A 22,021-nucleotide genomic window follows, 5' to 3' on the forward strand; every position below is an offset into this window, starting at 1 on the left:
CGGCGCGCAGCTTGACCGAGCGCAGCGGCTCGGCGATGCGCACGACGCGCTCCTCGTCGGCGTTGGCGATGACCAGGACGCGGTCGCCGTCGGCGAGCACCTCCTTGAACATCACGACCTCGCCGACCTGCTCGAACTCCATCGCGCCCACGACGTTGAGCGCCTCGTTGAGCATGACCTCCTGGCCACGCTGCAGCGAGTCGAGCTCGACCCCGGGGCTGACGTTGACCCGCAGCTTGCGGCCGCCGGTGAACACGTCGACCGAGTCGTCGTCGTTGCGCGTCAGGAAGGTGCCGAAGCCGGCCGGCGGCTGCGCGAGCCGGTCGACCTCCTCCTTGAGCTTGGTGATCTGGTCGCGCGCCTCGCGCAGCGTCTGGGCGAGCCGCTCGTTCTGCGACGTCACCGCCGCCAGCGACCGCTGCGTGTCGGCGAGCCTCAGCTCGAGACCTCGCGAGGACACCGGGCCGTCGGACAACCGGCGCCGCAGGTCACCGACCTCGGCCTCCAGGAACCGCACCTGTGCCACCAGCTCGTCCGCGTTGCGTCCACCCGTGCTGGAACCGTCATTCATCGACATTCGGCTCACCTCCTGTCTGATCGACCCTACCCGCGCCAACGTTGCACGGAAGTGGCATCCCGACCGGTGTCGGTCACATTCTTGTCACCGTCTGGTCCGGACCGGGTCACCCCGAGGTCCCAGGAGCCGTTCGCGGTCAGCGGCGGTAGCGCCGGGCGAAGTTGCGGAGCAGCGTCATCGGGTGCGCCACCTCGACCGCGGCGCCGGCCGCCCGGAGGGTGTCGGCCTCCGACGGGTCGAAGTAGCCGTGGGTCGCATAGGTGTCGATCCGCGTGTGCAGGCCGGCCAGGTCGAGCTCGGGGTGGAACTGCGTGGCGTAGACGTGCTCGCCGACGCGGAAGGCCTGCACCGGGCACGCCTCCGACGTCGCCAGGACGACGGCGTGGGCCGGTGGCCTGGTCAGCGCCTCCTTGTGCCCGCCGTACGCCGCGAAGTGGGCGGGTACGCCGGCGAACAGCGGGTCGGCCCGGCCGGCCTCGGTCGTCGTGACCGACAGCGGTCCGACGGGCTCGGGGAACGCGCGGTCGACCAGGCCGCCCTGGTGCCCGCCGAGGGTGCCGATGCCGTAGCAGGCGCCGAGGAACGGGAAGTCGGCCTCGACCACGGCGTCGAGCACCAGCACCAGGTCGGCCTCGGCACGCAGCTGGGCGGCGGACTTGGTCGCGGCGTCGTCGGACCACGTGAACGAACCGCCACCGAGCAGGACCCCGGACCAGTCGTCGAGCCGGCTCGCCACGTCGCCGACGTCGTCGACGCCGAGGAGGCGTCGGTGGACCTCGTCCTGCTCGACCCCCAGGAACCGGGCGAACGCCGCGTGCTCGTCGTCGGCGGCTGCCTGCTCGGAGCGGATCGAGAGCAGCAGGAACGGCCTCACCGCTCGGGCTCCTCCACGAACACGTCGGCGGGCGGCTCGGGCAGCACGTCGGCCGGGCGGGGGCCGGTGTAGTCGGCGCCGTAGGCGCCGGGCGCCGGACGGCGGGTCTTGCGCGGCGCCTGCTGCCCGGGCGCCATCCGGCGCGCGGTCACGAGGAACGCCGTGTGGCCGATCATCTTGTGGCCGGGCCGGACCGCGAGGCCCTCGACGTGCCAGTCGCGGACCAGCGACTCCCAGGCCTGCGGATCGGTGAAGCCGCCGTGCACGCGGACGGTCTCGGTGAAGCGCGACAGCTGGGTGGTCGTGGCGACGTAGGCGCACACGATGCCGCCCGGGCGCAGGGCGTCGGCCGCCGCGTCGAGACACTCCCAGGGCGCCAGCATGTCGAGGATGATGCGGTCGCACCGCTCCCCCGACGCCGGCAGCGACTCGGCCAGGTCGCCGAGCCGCAGGTCCCACGCGGGGTGCTCGCCGCCGAAGAACTGCCGGACGTTCTTGTGCGCGACCTCGGCGAACTCCTCGCGCCGTTCGTACGACGTCACGCGGCCGTGCGGGCCGACCGCGCGCAGCAGCGAGCAGGTCAGGGCCCCGGACCCGACGCCGGCCTCGACCACGTCGGCGCCCGGGAAGATGTCGGCCATCGCGACGATCTGGGCGGCGTCCTTGGGATAGACCACGGCCGCGCCGCGTGGCATCGAGACGACGAACTCCGACAGCAGGGGCCGGAAGACCAGGTACTCGCCACCGGTGGAGGCCGTGACGGTGAACCCCTCCTCACGACCGATCATCTCGTCGTGCTCGAGGTGCCCGCGGTTGGAGAAGAAGCGCTTGCCGGGCTCGAGCGCGATGTTGTGGCGCCGGCCCTTGGCGTCGACCAGGCGCACCCACTCGCCGGCGCGGAGAGGGCCGCGGTGGACGCCCGACCACGCGTCGGTCGGGACGTCGGGCGACGTCGCGTCACCGACCTCGGCGGGGTCTTGCTGCTGGTTCTCGTGCACCGCGGAACCGTACCGGGATCAGCGCCTGTCCCCCACGTCCTGGACGTCGGCGACCCGGACCAGGCCGACGGGGGCGCCGGTCGCGTCGACGACGACGTACGCCGCCGTCGGCGCCGTCATCATGGCCCCGATCACCTGGTCCGCCGTGCAGTCGACCGGCAGGAGGGTGCCCGGGTCGACCGGCTCCGCGGGCGCCCCGGCCGCGACGTCGGCGACCAGCGCGACCGGTCGGCCGTGCCCGTCGACCACGACGATCCCGGCCGCTCCCTCGGCCGCGGCCCGGCGGCGGGCGTCGTCCATGGGAGCGTCGGCCGCCAGGACGAGCACCGGGCGGACAAGGTGGCCGACCGGGTCGCGCTCCGCCGCCAGCCGCGACCGGGCGAAGGCCTCGGACGAGGAGCCCCAGATCATCACGGCGACGCCGAGGCAGACCACCCAGACCGACAGGCGCGGCCGGTCGCCGGTGACGGGCGCCCAGAGCACCGGGACGAGCAGCAGCGTGACCGCCACCCCGCGGCTGATCCGGGCCGCGGCGATCGCGCCGCGGTGGCGCGAGCCGAGGACCCACCACGCCGCGGCGTGCACCATCCGGCCGCCGTCGAGGGGCCGGGCCGGCACCAGGTCGATCAGCCCGATGAGGAGGTTGGCGACCAGGACGGCCTCGAGCACGAGGGCGGGCACCCCGTCGTCGACCAGCACCCGGAGGAGCAGGGCCACCAGCCCCACCACGAGGGAGACGAGCGGGCCGGCGACGGCGGTCGCGGCCTCCTCGCCCGGCGTCCGCGACTCCCCGCGCACGCTGGTCTGGCCGCCGGCGATGCCGAGCCGGATCCACGGCACCCGGTGCCGGTGGCGGTGGGCGACGGCCGCGTGGGCGAGCTCGTGGACCAGCGCCGCGACGTAGACGAGGACGCCCACCGCGGCACCGGCCACCCAGGCCCGGGCGCCCAGCCCGGGCACGAGGGCCTCGGCCCGCGGGGCGAAGGCGACCGCGAGGAGCACGACCAGGACCAGGCACGACGCCGACACCTGGATCTCCGTGCCGCCGATCCGGCCGGCCCGCACGACCCAGGGCCCCGGGACGCCGCCGGGGACGTCGTCGCGGGCCACGGGCGCAGCCTATGTCGGCGGCCCCGCCTACCCTGACGGCGTGGGCACCGACATCCAGGACGCACCGGCCGAGGAGACCCCGGCCGAGCGCGTCTCGACCAAGGTCGACGGCGTCGACGTCCTCGGGGCCCTCTCCCCCAGCCGGGCGTCCGACTTCCTCAGCTGTCCGCTGCTCTACCGCTTTCGCACCGTCGACCGGCTGCCCGAGCCGCCGTCGGTCGACGCCGTGCGCGGCACGGTGGTCCACCAGGTCCTCGAGGACCTCTTCGACCTGCCGGCGACCGAGCGCACCCCGGTCCAGGCCGAGGCGATGGTCCAGCCGGTGTGGGAGCAGGTCCTGGCCGACTATCCCGAGGCCGGGCTGATGTTCGGCGCCGAGGGCGCCGACGTCGTCGAGTGGCTCGCGTCGTGCCGCTCGTCCGTGCGCCGCTACTTCGACCTCGAGGATCCCACCCGCCTCGAGCCCGCCGAGCGCGAGCTCTACGTCGAGGCGCTGCTCGATTCCAAGCTGCTGCTGCGCGGGTTCGTCGACCGCGTCGACGAGGCGCCCGACGGCGCCCTGAGACTCAACGACTACAAGACGGGGAAGTCGCCTGCCGAGGGCTTCGAGGCCCGCGCGCTCTTCCAGCTGCGCTTCTACGCCCTGGTCCTGTGGCGCACCCGGGGCGTCGTGCCCCAGGTGCTGCGGCTGATCTACCTCGGCAGCAGCGAGCTCATCACCTACGAGCCCGACGAGCAGGACCTGCTCGCCACCGAGCGCAAGGTCGAGGCCGTCTGGCGGGCCATCCGGTACGCCGAGCAGACCGGCGACTGGCAGCCCCGCCGCAGCGCGCTGTGCGGCTGGTGCGCCCACCAGGCCCTGTGCCCGGCCTGGGGCGGCACCCCGCCGCCCCTGCCCCTCCCGACGACGGAGCGGGATCAGCCCGATCCGTCGGACCCCGCCGTCGTCCCACCGGCGGCGCCGGTCGCACCGGCGCCCGCGCCCTCGTCGGGATAGAGCACGCACGCGACCTCGACCCCGCCGGCGCGCCGCAGCGCCGGGTCGACGCCCTCCTCGAAGCTGATCTGCACGGCCCGCCCGTCCGACTCCAGCGACCGCACGCCCTTCCACAGCGGCTCGTCGGGGTTCTCGGCGCGGACCTTGTCGAGCAGCGCGAGCGTCCGCTCGGGATCACCGGCCCCCAGCGTCGCCGTGGTCTCGGGCCTGTCGAGCTTGTCGAGGTCGCCGACCAGCTTGCGCTCGGCGTCGTAGTCGGCCGAGCGGCGGGTCCAGTGCTGCTCGAGGACGACGCGCAGGTCGCGCGACTCCCAGCCGCACTCGGCGACGGCCTCGGAGCAGCGCGGGTGGAACGAGCAGCCCAGCGGCGGCTCGGCGGCATCGGGGATCTCGCCGCGCGGCAGGTCGCGCGGCACCATCCGGGTCGGGTCGGGTTCGGGGATCGCCTTGAGCAGCGCCTTGGTGTAGGGGTGGCGCGGGTTGGCGAAGATCTCGGCGGTCGGGCCGATCTCGACGATGCGGCCGAGGTACATGATCGCGATCCGGTCGCAGAAGTACTTCGCGCTGGCGAGGTCGTGCGTGATGTAGAGGTAGGACAGCCCGAGGTCGTTCTTGAGGTCGAGCATCAGCTGCAGGATCTTGGCCCGCACGCTCATGTCGAGCATCGAGATCGGCTCGTCGGCGACCAGCACCTCGGGGTCGAGGATGATTGCCCGCGCGATGACGGCGCGCTGCTTCTGCCCGCCCGACAGGTCGGAGGGGTACTTGTTGGCGAAGCGCTCGACGGGGGCGAGGCCGACCCGCTCGAGGGACTCGTTGACCCGGCGCCGCAGCTCGGCACCCTTGGCGATCTTGTGGATCACCAACGGGTGGCCGACGGCCTCCGCGATCGTCATCGACGGGTTGAGGGCGGCGCTGGGGTCCTGGAAGACCATCTGCAGGTCGGTGCGCAGCTGGCGGAGCTCGCGCCCGCGCATCTCGGAGACCTGCCGTGGCCCGTCGGGGGCGTGGTAGACGATCCGGCCGTCGGTCGAGGGGACCAGGCCGAGGAGGGCCCGACCCAGCGTGGTCTTGCCGCTGCCGGACTCACCGACGAGGCCGAGCACCTCTCCACGTTGGAGCGCGATGTTGACGCCGTCGAGGGCCTTTACCCGTCGGGCCTTGAGGCCGAACACCCGCGCGAGGGCGCCGCCCTGGAGCTGGAAGTGGACCTCGAGGTTCTCGGTCTCGATGACGGGACCGGGTCGTGCCGTGGGATCACGCTTCGTCAGCAAGGGCGATCTCCTCCTTCTGCAGGGGTGCGCGCTCGGACTCGCTCAGGGTGACGGTGCCGTGGCGCAGGTCGGAGGCCCAGCACGCGACGCGGGTGCCGGCGGGCAGCTCGCGGTCGACCGGGTCCCGCGTGGCGCAGACCGCCATCGCGTCGGGGCAGCGCGGGTGGAAGTGGCACCCGGACGGCGGGTCGCTCAGGTCGGGCGGGGCGCCGTCGATGAAGTTGAGGCCCGTCGTGCTCAGCGAGATCGTCGAGCGGAGCAGCTCGCGGGTGTAGCTGTGCTGGGGGTTGGCGAAGACCTCTCGGGCGGGTCCGATCTCGACGATCTTGCCGGCGTACATCACCGCCACGCGGTCACAGGCCTCGGCGACGATGCCGAGGTTGTGGGTGATGAGGAGCAGCGACGTCTCGTAGGTCTCGCGCAGGTCGTGGAGGATCCGGATGATCTGGGCCTCGACGAGCACGTCGAGCGCGGTGGTCGGCTCGTCGGCCACCACGAACGCCGGCCGGAGCACGAGGGCGAGCGCGATCATCAGCCGTTGGCGCATGCCGCCGGAGAACTCGTGCGGGTAGGCCTTGAAGCGGGTCGGGGGGATGCCCATGACCCGCAGCGCCTCGAGCGAGCGCTCCTCGATCTCGCGCTTGGACAGGCCCTTCTCGTGGGTCTTGAGCGTCTCGGAGAAGTGGTCGGAGATCCGCATCAGCGGGTTGAGGCGGGTCAGCGGCTCCTGGAAGATCATCCCGAGCTGGCTGCCGCGCAGCTGGTACTGCTCCTTGCGGCGCAGGGTGAGCATGTCGTCGCCGCGGAAGCGCAGGGCGCCGTCGCGGGCGGCGCCGTCGGGCAGCAGGCCGAGCAGCCCGCGACCGAGGGTCGACTTGCCGCAGCCGGACTCGCCGACCAGGCCGAGGATCTCGCCGGGACGCAGCGAGAACGTCACGCCGTCGACGGCCTTGACCGGTCCCGTCGGGCCGGCGTACCAGACCCGCAGGTCGTCGGCCTCGATCACGGGACCGGACGCGGTCCGGGCCGGCCCGCCGCCCTCCACCAGGTCGAAGCTCACGAGTTCTTCCCCTCTGCTGCGACGTCGGCCGTCACGTCGGTGCCGCCCGCGACGACCGTACGGTCGGGGAAGGTGACGGTCTTCATCCGGCGGCGCCGCAGCGCCGGGTTGACGGTCTCGTTGAGGCCCTCGCCGACGAAGGTGAGGGCCGTGATGAGCAGGATGATCGCCATGGCCGGGAACAGCGACGGCCACCAGACGCCGCCCTGGGCGTAGGACAGCCCGACCTGGATGTCGTAGCCCCACTCGGCCGCCTCGGTCGGCTGGATGCCGAGGCCGAGGAACCCGAGCGCGGCCAGCGTGCCGAGCGCGTCGGCGGCGTTGAGGGTCGCGATCACCGGGACCGACTGGACGACGTTGGCGAAGAGGTACTTGCGCATGATGGTGAACGGCCCGGCCCCGATGGCGCGGGCGGCCTCGACGTAGGTCGCCTCGCGGGCGGACACCGTCGTGTTGCGCACGACGCGGAAGTACTGCGGGATGTAGATCGCGGTGAGCGAGAGGGCGGCGGAGACCACGCCCCCACCGACCTTGTCGCGCAGCAGGAACGCGAAGACGATCGCCAGCAGCAGCGAGGGGAACGAGTAGAGCGCGTCCATGAAGAAGACGAGCAGCTTGTCGACCTTGCCGCCGATGAAGCCCGACAGCAGGCCGAGCGGCACGCCGATCACGCCGGCGAAGATCACCGACAGGATGATGACCTCGAGGGCCGTGCGCGAGCCCCACACGACGCGTGAGAAGACGTCGTAGAAGTCGCCGCTGGTGCCGAACAGGTAGTCGCCGCCGGGGTGGGCGACCTTGGGGAACTTGACCCCGTCGACCCGGGTCTGCGCGAAGTCGTAGGGCGCGATGACCGGGGCGAAGATCGCGAAGACGACGAACACGAGCGTGAGCGCGAGGCCGATGAGCAGGGCCCAGCGGCCGACGCCCTTGGTGTTCCAGATGGTTCGCCAGAGCTTCATCAGTACCTCACTCGCGGGTCGACGACCGCGTTGACGACGTCGACGACGACGCTGGTCAGGACGACGATCACCGCGAAGAACGTCACGATCCCCTGGACGGCGATGTAGTCGCGCTCGCCGATGTACTTGAGCAGCTGGGTGCCGATGCCGGGCCACCCGAAGGTGCTCTCCGTCAGCACCGCGCCCGACATGGTCAGCGCGACCTGGAGGCCGATGACGGTGATGACCGGCACCAGGGCGTTGCGGAACGCGTGCTTGCGCACGACGCGGCCCTCGGGGATGCCACGGGCACGGGCTGCCTCGACGTAGTCGCCCTTGAGGGCCTGGATGACGTTGATCCGCACGAGCCGGACGATGACGCCCGACAGCAGGATGCCGAGCGTCAAGCAGGGCAGCAGGTGGTGCTTGAGCACGTCGGTGAAGGCGTCGGTGTCACCGGCGATGAGGGTGTCGAGCAGGAAGATGTGGGTCTTGGTGTAGGTGTCGGACGTCGCCAGGATGAACGGGTCGGCGATGCCGTTGGTCGGCCAGGTCGGGTCGAGCTTGTTGACCAGCACGACGAGCAGGATGCCGACCCAGAACAGCGGCGCGGCATAGCTGACGACGCCGTAGAGGCGGATGCCGACGTCGAGCGGGGTGTCGCGGAAGCGGCCGGCGAGCCGGCCCAGCGGGAGTCCGATGAGCAGCGCGATCAGGAACGCGCCGAGGGTGAGCGTCAGGGTGGCGCCACCGAAGTCGCGCACGATCTCGAGCACCGGCGTCTGGGTGCGGAACGTGCTGCCGAAGTCGAACTTGGCGACGTCGCCGAGATAGCTGAGGTACTGCGCGAACAGGGACCGGTCGAGACCGGCCGCCTCGCGCCGCTGGGCGAGGGTGTCGGCGTCGAGCCGGTCGCCACCGGCCGCGCTGACCGGGTCACCGGGGGCCACGCGCAGCAGCAGGAACACGACGCTGAGCAGCACCCAGATCAACGGGATGACGAGCAGCAGCCGGACCGCGATGTAGCGGGGCAACGAGCCGGACGACGACGAGGCCACGAGACTCCTTCTGCGGGCGGTTCTTCCGGGGGCGGTTCTTCCGGGGGCGGACAGAGCGAGGGCGGAGCGGGCGCCGATCGGCGCCCGCCCCGCCACTCAGTCGGACGTCACTTCTTGGTGATGTCCCAGATCCGGAAGATGTACGTCGGGTCGAGCGTCTCCTCGACCCCCGTCATCGGCTCGGTGGAGACGGCGACGTTCTTGCCGTTCCAGGACGGCAGGACCGGCACGTCGCGGGCGATGATGTCCTGCAGCTTGCCGAACGCCTCGGAGCGGGTGGCCTCGTCGGTGCCGGCGAGCTCCTCGTCGAGCAGCGAGTTGACCTCGTCGTTGGAGTAGCCGTTGGCGAAGAAGCCACCGTCGCGGACGAACGGCGACAGGTAGTTGTCGGCGTCGAGGAAGTCGGGGTACCAACCGAGCATGTAGAGGTCGTAGGCGCCCTCGCGGTAGTTCTCCTTGTACTCCTCGTAGGGGTCCTCGACCACGGTCACGTCGAAGAGGCCGCTGGCGTCCAGCTGCTCCTTGAACGTGTTGGTCTCCTGGACCGCGGCGTCGCCGTACTTGTCCGGCGGCACACCGAGGGTGAGCTTGACCGGCGTGGCGATCTTGGCGTCGGTGAGCAGCTGCTCGGCGGCGGCGAGGTCGGGGGCCGTGCCGTAGGCCTCGGAGAACGAGTCCTTCTGGCCGGCGAAGCCCGGGGGCACCAGGGAGTACGCCGGCTTGGTGGTGCCGTCGTAGACGTCGGTGGTGATCTCGTCGCGGTCGATGATGTTGGCGACCGCCTGGCGGACGGCGAGCTGCTTGCCCGTGGCCGTCGCGGTGTTGAAGACCCAGTAGCGGAACTCCGAGCCCTCACCGTTGAGCACGGTGAGACCGTCGGTCTTGCCGAGGTCGGCGAGGTCGACGGCGCTCAGGGTGCGCCACGCGACGTCGACCTTGGAGGTGCCGATGTCGGCGCGGAGCGCGCTGGGCTCCTTGTAGAGCTTGACGATGACCTGGTTGGCCTTGCCCGAGCGCGTCCCGAGGTATTCGGGGTTGGCCTCGAGGGACGCCTGCTGCTCGACCTTGTAGTCGCTCAGCGTGTAGGGACCCGAGCCGACGACCTCGGCGCTGTCGAGGAGCTTGTCGGCCGGGAAGACCTCCTCGTCGACGATCGACGTCGCGGCGGTGGTGAGCACCTTGACGAAGGTCTGGTCGGGCTTGGTCAGGTTGAACACGACCGTGGTGTCGTCGGGGGCCTCGATGGCGCCCTCGGCCAGGGTCGGGGTCTCGGCGTCGGGGTCGAGCAGCGAGCCCAGGAGCGACGAGGCGCCGTTGGGGTCGGCGATGGCGATGTTGCGCTCGAACGAGAACACGACGTCGGAGGACGTGAGGTCGTGGCCGTTGGAGAACTTGTTGTCCGGGCGGAGCTTGCACGTGACCGTCTGCGGGTCGTCGTAGTCGCACGAGTCGGCGGCGTCGGCCTCCGGGGCGTCGCCGCCGGCCGGGATCACCAGCAGCTGCTCGTAGATGGAGTACTGGAGGTTCCACGAACCGATGTCGTAGGCACCGGCCGGGTCGATGGAGACGATCGGGTCGGTCGTGCCCAGGATCCAGGGCTGGCTGCTGCCGGCGTCGGAGGGCGCGTTGCTGTTCTCGGGGTTCGCGTTGCCCGACGACCCGCCGTCGTCCCCGCCACAGGCGGCGAGGGCGGTCAGCAGGACACCGGTACCCAACACGGTGAGCGTGGTGTGGCGCAAGGGGTTCACCTCGGTGTTCGGGACCCTCCAAGCGAGGGTCCGGTGGCCCGCAACCTACCGCCGGATCCACGCAGGCACCATGCAGGTCGTGGCGTGCTTGGTCGCGATCTTGCAACGATCTGTTCCCGGCACGGCCCGGGGGCGCCGATCTTGCGGGCGGCGGCCTCGGCCGGCCTAGGCGGGCAGGAGGTAGGACGCCACGTCGGCGGCGTCGAGCCCGACGAGCGACTCGGCGAAGACCCGCCGCTCCCCCGGCCCGACCGGCACGTGGTGCGGCACGACCAGCACGGTGCACCCGGCGGCCTCGGCCGACCGGGTGCCGGTGTTGGAGTCCTCGATGGCCAGGCAGTCGGCGGGGTCGACCCCGAGCAGCCTCGCGGCGTGGAGGTAGGGCTCGGGGTCGGGCTTGCCGCGGCTGACCTGGTCGCCGGTCACGACGACCTGGAAGCTCCCGGCCGGGAGCACCTCGAGGATCGGGGCGACGAACCGCTGGTAGGACATCGTGACCAGGGCGCACGCCACGTCGTGGCGGCGCAGGTCGGCGAGCAGCTCACGAGCGCCCGGGCGCCACGGCACCTCGCGCTCGACCTGGGCGACGACGCCGTCGAGCAGCCGCTCCACGATCTCCTCGGGGCTCAGCGGCAGCGGCATGTGCTCCTGGATGAACCGTCCCGACGAGAGCAGGTCGTTGCCGACCAGCTCCATGGCGAGGTCCTGGCTCCACGTGCCGCCGTACTCCTCGGCGAGGGCGTACTCGGTGCCGATCCAGTAGGGCTCGGTGTCGACGAGCGTGCCGTCCATGTCCCACAGCACGGCCGCGGGCCACCGGTCCAGCGCCACCCGCTCAGTCCTCGGGCTCGTAGCCCAGGTTGGGCGAGAGCCACCGCTCGGTCTCGGCCAGGGTCCAGCCCTTGCGCTCGGCGTAGGACGCCACCTGGTCGCGCCCGAGGCGGCCGACGACGAAGTACTGCGAGTCGGGGTGGCTGAAGTACCAGCCCGAGACCGACGCGCCGGGCCACATGGCCATCGACTCGGTGAGCGTGATGCCCGTGGCGGCCTCGACGTCGAGGAGGTCCCAGAGGGTCAGCTTCTCGGTGTGGTCGGGGCAGGCGGGGTAACCGGGGGCCGGGCGGATGCCCTCGTACTTCTCCCGGATGAGGTCCTCGTTGGAGAGCGTCTCGTCGGAGACGTGGCCCCAGAACTCGGTGCGCACCCGCTGGTGGAGGCGCTCGGCGAACGCCTCGGCGAGCCGGTCGGCCAGCGACTCGATGAGGATCGCGTTGTAGTCGTCGAGGTCGTCCTTGAACGCCTTGACCCGCTCGGGCAGCCCGATGCCGGCGGTGACGGCGAAGCCGCCCACGTGGTCGGCCAGGCCGGAGTCGGCCGGGGCGACGTAGTCGGCGAGCGACTTGTGCGGGATGCCGTCGCGGTGCTCGCCCTGCTGGCGCAGGTGGTGGAGCGTCGTCCGGACCTCGCTGCGCGAGTCGTCGGTGTAGACGAGGGTGTCGTCGACGTTGTCGGGGTCGCCGGCAGCGGGCAGGAAGCCGTAGACACCCTTGGCCGTCAGCCACTTCTCGTCGATGATCCGGTCGAGCATCGCCTGCGCGTCGTCGTAGAGCTTGCGCGCGGTCTCGCCCGACGTCGGGTTGTTGAGGATGTCGGGGAACTTGCCCTTCATCTCCCAGGCGTTGAAGAACGGCTGCCAGTCGATGTAGTCGCGCAGCTCGCCGATGTCGTAGTCGTCGAGCACGTGGATGCCCGGCTGCTTCGGCGCCGGCGGCGTGTAGGTCGACCAGTCGACCGGGGTGGCGTCGGCGCGGGCCTTGTCGTAGGAGACCAGCTTGCGGTCGCCCTTGTTGGCGTGACGGGCGCGCAGGGCGTCGTAGTCGACCTTGACGTCGGCCATCAGCGTCGCGCGCTTGGTCTCGTGGAGCAGCGCGGCCGCGGTGGGCACCGAGCGGGAGGCGTCCTTGACCCAGACCACGGGGCCGTCGTACTTGGGATCGACCTTGACGGCCGTGTGGGCGCGAGAGGTCGTCGCGCCGCCGATGAGCAGCGGGATCGTGAGGCCCTGGCGCTGCATCTCGGTGGCGAGGGTGACCATCTCGTCGAGGCTCGGGGTGATCAGCCCGGACAGGCCGATGATGTCGGCGCCGACCTCGGCCGCCGTGTCGAGGATCTTCTGCGCGGGCACCATCACGCCGAGGTCGATGACCTCGTAGTTGTTGCACTGCAGGACGACGCCGACGATGTTCTTGCCGATGTCGTGGACGTCGCCCTTGACCGTGGCCATGACGATCGTGCCGTTGGTCTCCTTGTCGCTGGAGGCGACGCCGCCGGCGGCGACGAAGTCGGCCTTCTCCTGCTCGATGTAGGGGATGAGGTAGGCGACGGCCTTCTTCATCACGCGGGCCGACTTCACGACCTGCGGGAGGAACATCTTGCCGGCACCGAACAGGTCGCCGACGACGTTCATGCCGTCCATCAGCGGACCCTCGATGACCTCGATGGGGCGGCCGCCGCGGTCGGAGATGAGCTGGCGCAGCTCCTCGGTGTCGGACTCGACGTGGGCGTCGATGCCCTTGACCAGGGCGTGGGTGATCCGCTCGCCGACGGGCAGCTCGCGCCACTCCTCGGTCGCGGCCTCGACGGCCTCGCCCTTCTTGTTGTGCGCCTCGGCGACCTCGAGCAGGCGCTCGGCCGCGTCGGGTCGGCGGTTGAGGACGACGTCCTCGATCCGCTCGCGCAGCTCGGGCTCGACCTGGTCGTAGACGACGAGGGCGCCGGCGTTGACGATGCCCATGTCGAGGCCGGCCTCGATCGCGTGGAAGAGGAAGACGGCGTGGATGGCCTCGCGCACCGGGTTGTTGCCGCGGAACGAGAAGCTGACGTTGGAGATGCCGCCGGAGATCTTGGCGCCGGGCAGGTTGGCCTTGATCCAGCGGGTCGCCTCGATGAAGTCGAGTCCGTAGGACGCGTGCTCCTCGATGCCCGTGGCGACGGCGAAGACGTTGGGGTCGAAGATGATGTCCTCGGCCGGGAAGCCGACCTCGTCGACCAGGATCCGGTAGGCCCGCTCGCAGATGGCCTTGCGGCGCTCGAGGTTGTCGGCCTGGCCGTCCTCGTCGAAGGCCATGACGACCGCGGCGGCGCCGTACTTCTTGACGAGGGTCGCCTGCTCGCGGAACTTGTCCTCACCCTCCTTCATGGAGATGGAGTTGACGATGGCCTTGCCCTGGACGTTCTTGAGGCCGGCCTCGATCACCTCCCACTTGGAGGAGTCGACCATGATCGGGACCCGGCTGATGTCGGGCTCGCTGGCGATGAGCTTGGTGAAGCGGTCCATGGCCGCGACGCCGTCGATCATCCCCTCGTCCATGTTGACGTCGATGACCTGGGCGCCGTTCTCGACCTGCTGCAGGGCGACCGCGAGCGCGGTGTCGTAGTCGCCGTCCTTGATCAGGTTGCGGAACTTGGCCGAGCCGGTGATGTTGGTGCGCTCGCCGACGTTGACGAAGAGGCTGTCGTCGTCGATGGTGAACGGCTCGAGGCCCGAGAGGCGCATGGCCGGCTCGACGACGGTCGGCTCGCGGCGCGTCTTGTCGGCGACGGCGCCGGCGATGGCCTTGATGTGGTCGGGCGTGGTGCCGCAGCACCCGCCGGCGAGGTTGACGAACCCGGCCTCGGCGAACTCCGCCAGCATGGCGGCGGTCTCGTCGGGCGCCTCGTCGTACTCACCGAAGGCGTTGGGCAGTCCGGCGTTGGGGTAGCACGACACGAAGGTGTCGGCGATCCGGCTCATCTCGGCGATGTAGGGACGCATGTCCTTGGCGCCGAGCGCGCAGTTGAGGCCGACGGCCAGCGGGCGGGCGTGGCGCACGGAGTCCCAGAAGGCCTCGGTGACCTGCCCGCTCAGGGTGCGGCCGGAGGCATCGGTGATGGTGCCCGAGATGATGACCGGCCACCGGCGGCCGCGCTCCTCGAAGAGCGTCTCGACCGCGAAGATCGCGGCCTTGGCGTTGAGGGTGTCGAAGATCGTCTCGATGAAGATCAGGTCGGACCCGCCGTCGACCAGGCCGTTGGCCGCCTCGAGGTAGGCCGCGACCAGCTGGTCCCAGGACACGTTGCGGGCGCCGGGGTCGTTGACGTCGGGGCTGATGCTGGCGGTGCGGGTCGTGGGACCGAGCGCCCCGCCGACGTAGCGCTTGCGGCCGGTGGCCTCGGTGACCTCGTCGCAGATGGAGCGGGCGAGCTTGGCGGCCTCGAAGTTGAGCTCGTAGCCGAGCTCCTCCATGCCGTAGTCGGACAGCGAGACCCGGTTGGCGTTGAAGGTGTTGGTCTCGATGATGTCGGCGCCGGCCTCGAGGTACTCGCGGTGGATGCCGCCGATGATGTCGGGCTGGGTCAGCGTCAGGAGGTCGTTGTTGCCCTGCAGGTCGCTCGGCCAGTCGGCGAAGCGGTCGCCGCGGTAGCCGGCCTCGGAGGGGCGGTCGCGCTGGATCGCGGTGCCCATCGCGCCGTCGAGCACGACGATCCGTTCGCGCAGGAGCGTGGTGAGCTCGTCGGTGGCGTCGGGGCGCAGGTCGGGCAAGGTGACTCCTTCTCGGGTCCGTGTCCAAGCGTAGGAACGCGTGTCCACGACGCGGACAGGGTTCTCAAATCCTGACATCGCGGGTCGGCGGCGCGAAATCGCGGCACCTGTGATTGAACAGCGGTCGGCTCGCTAGGCTTCCCTGGTGATCGAGATCGAGGAGACACCTGACCTCGTGGACCCGCTGGTCATCGCGGCGTTCGAGGGCTGGAACGACGCCGCTGACGCCGCTTCCTCGGTCATCGACCACCTGATGCTCGTCTGGAACGCCCGGGTCGTGGGGTCGATCGACCCCGAGGACTTCTACGACTTCCAGGTCAACCGGCCGATGGTGTCGACCGACGAGCTGGGGCACCGCCGCCTGACGTGGCCCACGACCCAGATCGCCGTGGCGTCCCCGCCCGACCTCGACCGCGACGTCATCCTCATCCGGGGCATCGAGCCCAACATGAAGTGGCGCCAGTTCTGCGCCGAGCTGCTGGCCGCATGCGACGAGCTGGGCGGTGAGCTCGTCGTCACCCTGGGCGCGCTGCTCGCCGACACCCCTCACACCCGCCCGATCCCCGTCACCGGGACGGCCACCGAGCCCGAGCTGGTCGACCGGCTCAAGCTCGAGCAGTCGACCTACGAGGGCCCGACCGGCATCGTCGGGGTCTTCCAGGACGCCTGCGTGCGCCTCGACGTGCCCGCGGTGTCCTACTGGGCGGCGGTCCCCCACTACGTCGCCCAGCCCCCGTGCCCCAAGGCCACGCTCGCGCTGCTGGGCCAGCTCGAGAACCTCCTCGAGGTCTCGATCCCCCTCGGCGACCTCCCCGAGGACGCCCGCGCCTGGGAGCGCGGCGTCGACGAGCTGGCCGAGGAGGACGAGGACGTCGCCGACTACGTCCGGTCGCTCGAGGAGACCCGCGACACCGCCGACCTCCCCGAGGCCTCCGGCGAGGCCATCGCCCGCGAGTTCGAGCGCTACCTCAAGCGCCGCGGCGACGAGCCCGGCCCCGCCGGCTCCCCCGGCCTCTGACCCCGTAGATCCGCGAGTCGGCGCAGAGTTGCAGTCAGGAACGCGCGAGTCGGCGCAGAGTTGCAGTCGGGAACGCGCGAGTCGGCGCAGAGTTGCAGTCGGGAACGCGCGAGTCGGCGCAGAGTTGCAGTCGGGAACGCGCGAGTCGGCGCAGAGACTGAGCATCCGCGCCGACTCGGCGTCGTGGGTGGACCCTGTGGAGAACCGCGAGTCGGCGAATATAGGCGCCGACTCGGCAGTGATGTCAGTCCACCAACTGCGAGTCGGCGCAGAGTTGCAGTCAGGAACCCGCGAGTCGGCGCAGAGTCGCAGTCGGGAACGCGCGAGTCGGCGCAGGGACTGAGCATCCGCGCCGACTCGGCGTCGTGGGTGGGCCCTGTGGAGAACCGCGAGTCGGCGTATATGTGCGCCGACTCGGCTGCCGGTGGTGGATCAGTGGGTCAGGGTGACCTTGAGGGCCACGACCACGACGCTGACGGCCGCCAGGAGGATGCCGGCGTAGAGCTGGCGCGGGGCGGGGGCGCGTCCGCTGAGGCGGGCGACGACGAGGCCCATGCCGGCGAGGCGGAGCACGACGGTCACGCTGGCGAGGACGAGCGCGAGCTCGGGCTTGAGCTCCAGCAGCCAGGCGGCCGCGAGGATGGCGGCCGGCAGGACGCCCGACGACAGGATCGGCTGCGCGTCGCGCAGGTCCTCCCGACCGGCGCCCCGGGGCCTCGGTGTCGTGAGGTCCTGCCCGACCACGCCGCCGACGGCGTGGGCGAGCACGTGGGCGAGGAAGGTCGTGACCGTCGTCGCCACCACGAGGAAGGCCGCGTGGCCCTCCTCGACGGCGTGCGGCGTCTCGGCGACGACCGCGGCGAGCACCAGGATGTTGCCGTAGACGTAGGCCGAGACCCGCGCCTGCGCGCGGTGCACGTCGATGGGCCGCCCGTAGCGGCCTGCGAGCCGGTCGAGCCGCTGGCTCAAAGGTCGATGCCGAGGGCGGCGTCGACGAGGGTGTGGATGGCGACCGCGGCGTCGGGGTCGGAGTTGTCGGCGAGGCCGTCGGTGCCGAGTGTCGCGGAGACCCAGGCGTCGACCGCGGCGACCGCGCGGGGCGCGTCGAGGTCGTCGGCCAGGGCGGCGAGGACCTCCTCGACCACCGGGGCCGAGGGGGCGCCGGCACCGAGCGCGACGGCCTTGCGCCAGCGGGCGACGTCGTCGACGGCGTCGAAGAGCTCGGCGTCGACCCACTCCCAGTCGCTGCGGAAGTGGTGGCGGAGCAGCGAGAGGCGGATGGCCATCGGGTCGATGTCGCTGTTGCGCAGGGCCGAGACGAAGACGAGGTTGCCGCGCGACTTCGACATCTTCTCGCCGTCGTAGCCGACCATGCCCGCGTGGCTGTAGACCTGCGCGAACGGAGTGCCGGGCTCGACGACCTGGGCGTGACCGGCGCACATCTCGTGGTGCGGGAACACCAGGTCGCTGCCACCGCCCTGCACCTCGAACGCCCCGCCGAGGTGGTGGCGGGCGATCGCGGCGCACTCGATGTGCCAGCCCGGGCGACCGGGACCGAACGGGCTGGGCCACGACGGCTCGCCCTCGCGCTCGCCGCGCCACACCACGCAGTCGAGGGGGTCGCGCTTGCCGGGGCGGTCGGGGTCGCCGCCGCGCTCGCCGAAGAGGCGCAGCATCGTCTCGCGGTCGTAGCCGGACTCGTCGCCGAACGCCGGGTCGGCGGTGACGGAGTGGTAGAGGTCGGTCTCGACCTGGTAGATCGCGCCGGCGGCGTCGAGCGCCTCGATCATCTGCACGGCCAGCGGGATCGACTCGACTGCGCCGATGTAGTGGTCGGGCGGCAGCACGCGCAGCGCCTGCATGTCCTGGCGGAACAGCTCGGTCTCGCGCTCGGCCAGCTCGACCCAGTCGACCTTGACCTTGGTCGCCCGCTCGAGCAGCGGGTCGTCGACGTCGGTGACGTTCTGCACGTAGAGCACGTCGTGGCCCGCGCTGCGCCAGGCGCGGTGGAGCAGGTCCATGCCGACGTAGGTCGCCGCGTGGCCCAGGTGGGTGGCGTCGTAGGGCGTGATGCCGCAGACGTACATCCGTGCCGGCCCGTCACCCGTGGGCGTGACCGTCACCGGTCCGTCGCTGGCGGTGTCGTGGAGCACCACCGGGGGGCCCGTCACGGGCAGGGTGGGGACCTCCGGGCCGGACCAAGAACGCATGGGGCGAACTGTAGTGAGTCCGTCGTGCGGACCCTTCAGAAGGGCGGCCAGGGAATCTGGGGCCACTCGCCGCGAGGTACCGGCATCACGCCCCGGTCGAGGAGTCGACGGCACCGCCGCGAGAACGTGTCGATCTCGAGGTCGGTGAGGTGGTCGGCGAGGGTGTCCCCCAGCGGGCCGGCGAGGGCGGCCAGCACCTTCTCGACCCCGGTGACGTGCTCGTCATCGAGGGCGTAGCCGTGCCAGCCCCACAGCACCGTGCGGAGCTTGGTCTCGTGGTGGAAGGTCAGCCCGTGGTCGACGCCGTAGCGGTGGCCGTCGGTCATCTCGAGGACGTGGCCGCCCTTGCGGTCGGCGTTGTTGGTGATGACGTCGAAGACGGCCATCCGGCGCAGCGGGGCGGAGTCCTCGTGCACGAGGGTCACGTCGCGGTCGTGGTCGTCAAGGCCCTCGAAGACCGGGAGCATCCCGTCGGGCACGGTGCCGCTGCGGATGAGCGTCACGGCCTCCTGGTCGGGGTCGGGCTCCTTCCACTCCTGCAGCATCCCGGTGCCGTGGGGGCCCTCCCCCAGCCAGGTCCGCGGTACGACGTCCCACCCGGTCGCGACCGAGACGGCGTGGGCCGCCACCTCGCGTCCCGCCAGGGTGCCGTCGGGGAAGTCCCAGAGCGGCCGCTCGCCGCGGATCGGCTTGTAGACGACCTTGGTGCCGTCGAGCTCGCCGAGGAAGGTCGCGTTGGACGCGGGCATGATCCGCCCGCGCAGCTCCAGCTCACCCACGTGCGTCGTACCCGCGCCTCAGGGAGCCTGCGGGTCGCGGCGCCGGAACCCGTTGGCGCGCACGCAGAGGTGACCCTCGGGGTCGATGGGGTTGCCGCAGAAGGGGCACCCGGGGCGACCGGCCTCGAGCACCTGCTCGGCGCGCTGGACGAACGAGCGCGCGGCGGCCGGTGAGATGCGGACGAGGAGCACCTCGTCGGGCTCAGGCTCCTCGAGGTCCTCGTCGACCTGGTCGGGCGCGACGACCGCGGCCTCCATGAACGGGAAGACCTCGATGACGACGCGCTCGTCGCCGGGGTCCCAGGAGAGCGTCATGGTGCCCGCGCGGAACTCCTCCTCGATCGGCTGCTCGAGCGGTGCGCTGTCCTCGAGGCCGAGCGGGGCGACCGCCGGCACGACGGTCGACGTCTGCGTGGACATGACCTCGTCGAGGAGCTCGTCGATGCGCTCGGCGAGGGCGGCCACCTGCTGCTTCTCCAGCGCCACCGAAGTCACGCGGACGCCGGTGCGGGCCTGGAGGAAGAAGGTGCGGGCGCCGGGCTCGCCGACGGTGCCGGTGACGAAGCGTTCCGGCGGGTCGAAGGCGTGGATGATCGGCATGTCGTCGCCCACCCTATGACCGCACCGAAGGGCCCGCGCCACCCCCGACGGGGGCGTCGTCCGCAGCGGCCGTGCTACGGCGGCTCCGCGACTTCTTCGGCGGCGGAGGCACGAGCCACGACAGGTCGCCGGCGTGGGTGTTGGTCGCGAGCACGTAGGGGCGCGTGCCGGTGTAGCGGATGATCGACACCGACGCCGGGTCGACGTTGATGCGCTGAAACAGGTCGAGGTGCATGCCGAGCGCGTCGGCCAGGATCGACTTGATGATGTCGCCGTGGCTCACCGCGACCCACACGGCCGAGGCGCCGTGCTCGGCCTCGATCGCGGCGTCGTGGCGTCGTACGGCGGCCACGGCGCGGGCCTGCATCGTCGCCATCGTCTCGCCCCCGGGGAACGCGACGGCTGACGGCTGCGCCTGCACGACCTTCCAGAGCGGCTCCTTGGCGAGCTCGCGCAGCGGGCGGCCCTGCCACTCGCCGTAGTCGCACTCGCTGATGCCCTTCTCGGTGACGACCTTGGGCGCCGCCTCCCGCGCGGCGACGAGCGCCCTGGCCGTCTGCCGGCAGCGTTCGAGCGGGCTGCTCACGATGGCCGCCAGCGGTACGACGGCCAGCCGCTCCCCCGTGCGCTGCGCCTGGCCGGTGCCGACCTCGTCGAGCCGGACGCCGGGCAGCCGCCCGGCCAGGGTGCCCGACGCGTTGGCCGTCGTACGGCCGTGGCGGACGAGGATCACGGTTGCCATGTCCTTCAACCTAGTGGGGTCCCCCAGCGACTAGCGTGACCGGCGTGATCGTCGACAGTGCCGTCTACAAGGGCGGGCAGCGCGTGTCCGTGGACTGCCACGTGCACGACTACGGCAAGCTGCGCGCGGCCGCGGCCGAGCAGGACGGCTTCGTCTGGCTCGGCCTCTACCAGCCCAGCGAGCACGAGCTGAGCGAGGTCGCCGAGGCGTTCGGCCTCCACGACCTCGCCGTCGAGGACGCGTTCAAGGCCCACCAGCGGCCCAAGCTCGAGCTCTACGGCGACAGCCTCTTCCTGGTGCTCAAGACGCTCTGGTACGTCGACGAGGACGACGCCGTCGAGACCGGCGAGATCAACATGTTCGTCGGCCACGACTTCGTGATCACGGTCCGTCACGGCCGCGGTTCCCAGCTGCAGACGGCCCGCAAGTACCTCGAGGACACCGCCAACGTGCTCACCCACGGGCCGTCCGCCGTCGTCTACGCCGTCTGCGACACCGTGGTCGACGCCTACCTCGAGGTCGTCGAGGACCTGCAGGAGGACGTCGACGAGGTCGAGGCCTCGGTGTTCTCCAACGAGCGCACCAAGGACTCGGCCCGCATCTACACGCTCAAGCGCGAGATCGCCGAGGTACGCCGAGCCGTGCTGCCGCTCCGCGAGCCGATGCGCCGCTTCTCCTCGGGCCTCGTCCCCGGCGTCGACGCCGATGCTGCGCCGTTCTACCGCGACGTCGTCGACCACCTCACCCAGGCCGCCGAGGTCGTCGACACCCTCGACACGCTCCTGTCGGGCGCCTTCGACGCCCACCTCGCCTCGATCTCGGTCCAGCAGAACGACGACATGCGCAAGATCTCCGCCGGCGCCGCCATCGTCGTCGTGCCCACCCTCATCGCCGGCGTCTACGGCATGAACTTCGAGCACATGCCCGAGCTCGCCTGGCAGTACGGCTACGCCTTCGCGCTGCTGCTCATGTTCGGCAGCTCGGGGGTGTTGTTCTGGTTCTTCAAGCGGTCTGGGTGGTTGTAGGTCGTTCCGTATGGCGGGTGGCTGGCACGGTCCTTGCTGGTCTTGGGGCATCCGGGGTCGGGCTGTCCGCGCGCTTAGCATCCCGGGCCTCCCTGTCAAGGACGCCTTCGGCGCCGCTGCGCGGTCGCTGCGCGATCCTTGACAGCGAGCCTCTCCCGGGATGCTTGATGGCGCAGACAAGGGCGGGCTCCGCCGCGCCCTCGTCCGGCGCGGACAGCCCTCATGTGTCCCACTGGTCACACTGGTCTGACGTTTCTCCCGGTTCTTGTACGAAGCTTCGGCACAGAACCGGGAGATTCGTCATAGAACTCCACCTCGCGGGCTTGCCGGCCCGGGCCGGCGGTGCGTCAGCCACTGAAATGGTGGTTCGGATCGGCCGGAACGGTGGCTCACGCACCGCCGGGTCGGGTGGCCGCGCAGGCGACGGC

The 22,021-nt window shown here is 71.3% G+C and carries 18 protein-coding genes and 1 pseudogene; 3 read left to right on the forward strand and 16 right to left on the reverse strand.

Going from position 1 to position 22,021, the window contains the following annotated elements:
* The 4 genes and pseudogenes from Q7T52_RS07905 to Q7T52_RS07920 all read right to left on the reverse strand — a co-directional run.
* A pseudogene (locus Q7T52_RS07905) lies at positions 1 to 577 on the reverse strand (proteasome ATPase); the annotation flags it as partial.
* Positions 578 to 713: 136 nt separating this feature from the next.
* On the reverse strand, positions 714 to 1,451 hold the full coding sequence (locus tag Q7T52_RS07910) for a glutamine amidotransferase (RefSeq protein WP_304801158.1): 738 nt from the start codon (positions 1,449 to 1,451) through the stop codon (positions 714 to 716).
* A complete protein-coding gene (locus Q7T52_RS07915) occupies positions 1,448 to 2,449 on the reverse strand; it encodes a tRNA (adenine-N1)-methyltransferase (protein WP_304801160.1) in 1,002 nt (333 codons plus the stop codon). The genes Q7T52_RS07910 and Q7T52_RS07915 overlap by 4 nt, the downstream gene beginning before the upstream one ends.
* A gap of 18 nt (positions 2,450 to 2,467) precedes the next feature.
* Positions 2,468 to 3,559: a hypothetical protein gene (locus Q7T52_RS07920; RefSeq protein WP_304801162.1), complete on the reverse strand. Its 1,092-nt coding sequence runs from the start codon at positions 3,557 to 3,559 to the stop codon at positions 2,468 to 2,470.
* A 40-nt stretch (positions 3,560 to 3,599) separates the two neighbouring features.
* Here Q7T52_RS07920 and Q7T52_RS07925 point away from each other — a divergent pair, with 40 nt between their 5' ends.
* Entirely contained in the window at positions 3,600 to 4,556 is a 957-nt protein-coding gene (locus tag Q7T52_RS07925) for a PD-(D/E)XK nuclease family protein (protein ID WP_304801164.1), read from the forward strand.
* On the opposite strand, the gene Q7T52_RS07930 is transcribed toward Q7T52_RS07925, so the two are convergent.
* From Q7T52_RS07930 to metH, 7 genes are all read right to left on the reverse strand, one after another.
* Positions 4,478 to 5,830 (reverse strand): ABC transporter ATP-binding protein, encoded by a 1,353-nt coding sequence (locus Q7T52_RS07930; protein ID WP_304801166.1) that lies wholly within the window; start codon positions 5,828 to 5,830, stop codon positions 4,478 to 4,480. The genes Q7T52_RS07925 and Q7T52_RS07930 overlap by 79 nt on opposite strands.
* Positions 5,814 to 6,890: an ABC transporter ATP-binding protein gene (locus Q7T52_RS07935; protein WP_304801167.1), complete on the reverse strand. Its 1,077-nt coding sequence runs from the start codon at positions 6,888 to 6,890 to the stop codon at positions 5,814 to 5,816. The genes Q7T52_RS07930 and Q7T52_RS07935 overlap by 17 nt, the downstream gene beginning before the upstream one ends.
* Entirely contained in the window at positions 6,887 to 7,852 is a 966-nt protein-coding gene (locus Q7T52_RS07940) for an ABC transporter permease (RefSeq protein ID WP_304801168.1), read from the reverse strand. Before Q7T52_RS07940 ends, Q7T52_RS07935 begins: the two co-directional genes overlap by 4 nt.
* Entirely contained in the window at positions 7,852 to 8,889 is a 1,038-nt protein-coding gene (locus tag Q7T52_RS07945) for an ABC transporter permease (RefSeq protein ID WP_304801169.1), read from the reverse strand. The genes Q7T52_RS07940 and Q7T52_RS07945 overlap by 1 nt, the downstream gene beginning before the upstream one ends.
* Positions 8,890 to 8,996: 107 nt before the next feature.
* On the reverse strand, positions 8,997 to 10,628 hold the full coding sequence (locus tag Q7T52_RS07950) for an ABC transporter substrate-binding protein (RefSeq protein ID WP_304801171.1): 1,632 nt from the start codon (positions 10,626 to 10,628) through the stop codon (positions 8,997 to 8,999).
* A gap of 174 nt (positions 10,629 to 10,802) precedes the next feature.
* Positions 10,803 to 11,468 carry an HAD family phosphatase gene (locus tag Q7T52_RS07955; RefSeq protein ID WP_304801172.1) on the reverse strand — a complete coding sequence of 222 codons (666 nt, stop codon included), beginning with the start codon at positions 11,466 to 11,468 and terminating at the stop codon, positions 10,803 to 10,805.
* A gap of 4 nt (positions 11,469 to 11,472) precedes the next feature.
* A complete protein-coding gene (gene metH / locus Q7T52_RS07960) occupies positions 11,473 to 15,219 on the reverse strand; it encodes a methionine synthase (protein ID WP_304801173.1) in 3,747 nt (1,248 codons plus the stop codon).
* A gap of 145 nt (positions 15,220 to 15,364) precedes the next feature.
* Between metH and Q7T52_RS07965 the strand changes: the two genes are divergently transcribed.
* Positions 15,365 to 16,237: a PAC2 family protein gene (locus Q7T52_RS07965; RefSeq protein ID WP_304801176.1), complete on the forward strand. Its 873-nt coding sequence runs from the start codon at positions 15,365 to 15,367 to the stop codon at positions 16,235 to 16,237.
* Positions 16,238 to 16,669: 432 nt separating this feature from the next.
* On the opposite strand, the gene Q7T52_RS07970 is transcribed toward Q7T52_RS07965, so the two are convergent.
* The 5 genes from Q7T52_RS07970 to Q7T52_RS07990 are packed head-to-tail and all read right to left on the reverse strand — an operon-like array spanning position 16,670 to position 20,568.
* A complete protein-coding gene (locus tag Q7T52_RS07970) occupies positions 16,670 to 17,206 on the reverse strand; it encodes a hypothetical protein (RefSeq protein ID WP_304801177.1) in 537 nt (178 codons plus the stop codon).
* Positions 17,203 to 18,447, reverse strand: a complete 1,245-nt coding sequence (gene mshC, locus Q7T52_RS07975; RefSeq protein WP_304801180.1) for a cysteine--1-D-myo-inosityl 2-amino-2-deoxy-alpha-D-glucopyranoside ligase — start codon at positions 18,445 to 18,447, stop codon at positions 17,203 to 17,205. Before mshC ends, Q7T52_RS07970 begins: the two co-directional genes overlap by 4 nt.
* Positions 18,448 to 18,482: 35 nt before the next feature.
* The gene (locus tag Q7T52_RS07980) at positions 18,483 to 19,226 is read right to left on the reverse strand and encodes an SCO1664 family protein (RefSeq protein ID WP_304801183.1); all 744 of its coding nucleotides are present in this window, start codon (positions 19,224 to 19,226) and stop codon (positions 18,483 to 18,485) included.
* A gap of 18 nt (positions 19,227 to 19,244) precedes the next feature.
* Positions 19,245 to 19,826: a DUF3090 domain-containing protein gene (locus tag Q7T52_RS07985; RefSeq protein WP_304801185.1), complete on the reverse strand. Its 582-nt coding sequence runs from the start codon at positions 19,824 to 19,826 to the stop codon at positions 19,245 to 19,247.
* Between the two features lie 13 nt (positions 19,827 to 19,839).
* A complete protein-coding gene (locus tag Q7T52_RS07990) occupies positions 19,840 to 20,568 on the reverse strand; it encodes a histidine phosphatase family protein (RefSeq protein ID WP_304801188.1) in 729 nt (242 codons plus the stop codon).
* A 44-nt stretch (positions 20,569 to 20,612) separates the two neighbouring features.
* On the opposite strand from Q7T52_RS07990, the gene corA reads away from it, so the two are divergent.
* On the forward strand, positions 20,613 to 21,593 hold the full coding sequence (gene corA / locus Q7T52_RS07995; RefSeq protein ID WP_304801190.1) for a magnesium/cobalt transporter CorA: 981 nt from the start codon (positions 20,613 to 20,615) through the stop codon (positions 21,591 to 21,593).
* Positions 21,594 to 22,021: the final 428 nt, after the last annotated feature.

This window comes from Nocardioides sp. (genome assembly GCF_030655615.1).
In the GTDB taxonomy this organism is placed as follows: domain Bacteria; phylum Actinomycetota; class Actinomycetes; order Propionibacteriales; family Nocardioidaceae; genus Nocardioides.

Bases quoted from the DNA above. Each gene is read 5' to 3' on its own strand.
- mshC (WP_304801180.1), bottom strand. From the start codon at position 18,447: ATGCGTTCTTGGTCCGGCCCGGAGGTCCCCACCCTGCCCGTGACGGGC.
- Q7T52_RS07990 (WP_304801188.1), bottom strand. From the start codon at position 20,568: ATGGCAACCGTGATCCTCGTCCGCCACGGCCGTACGACGGCCAACGCG.
- Q7T52_RS07940 (WP_304801168.1), bottom strand. From the start codon at position 7,852: ATGAAGCTCTGGCGAACCATCTGGAACACCAAGGGCGTCGGCCGCTGG.
- Q7T52_RS07985 (WP_304801185.1), bottom strand. From the start codon at position 19,826: ATGCCGATCATCCACGCCTTCGACCCGCCGGAACGCTTCGTCACCGGC.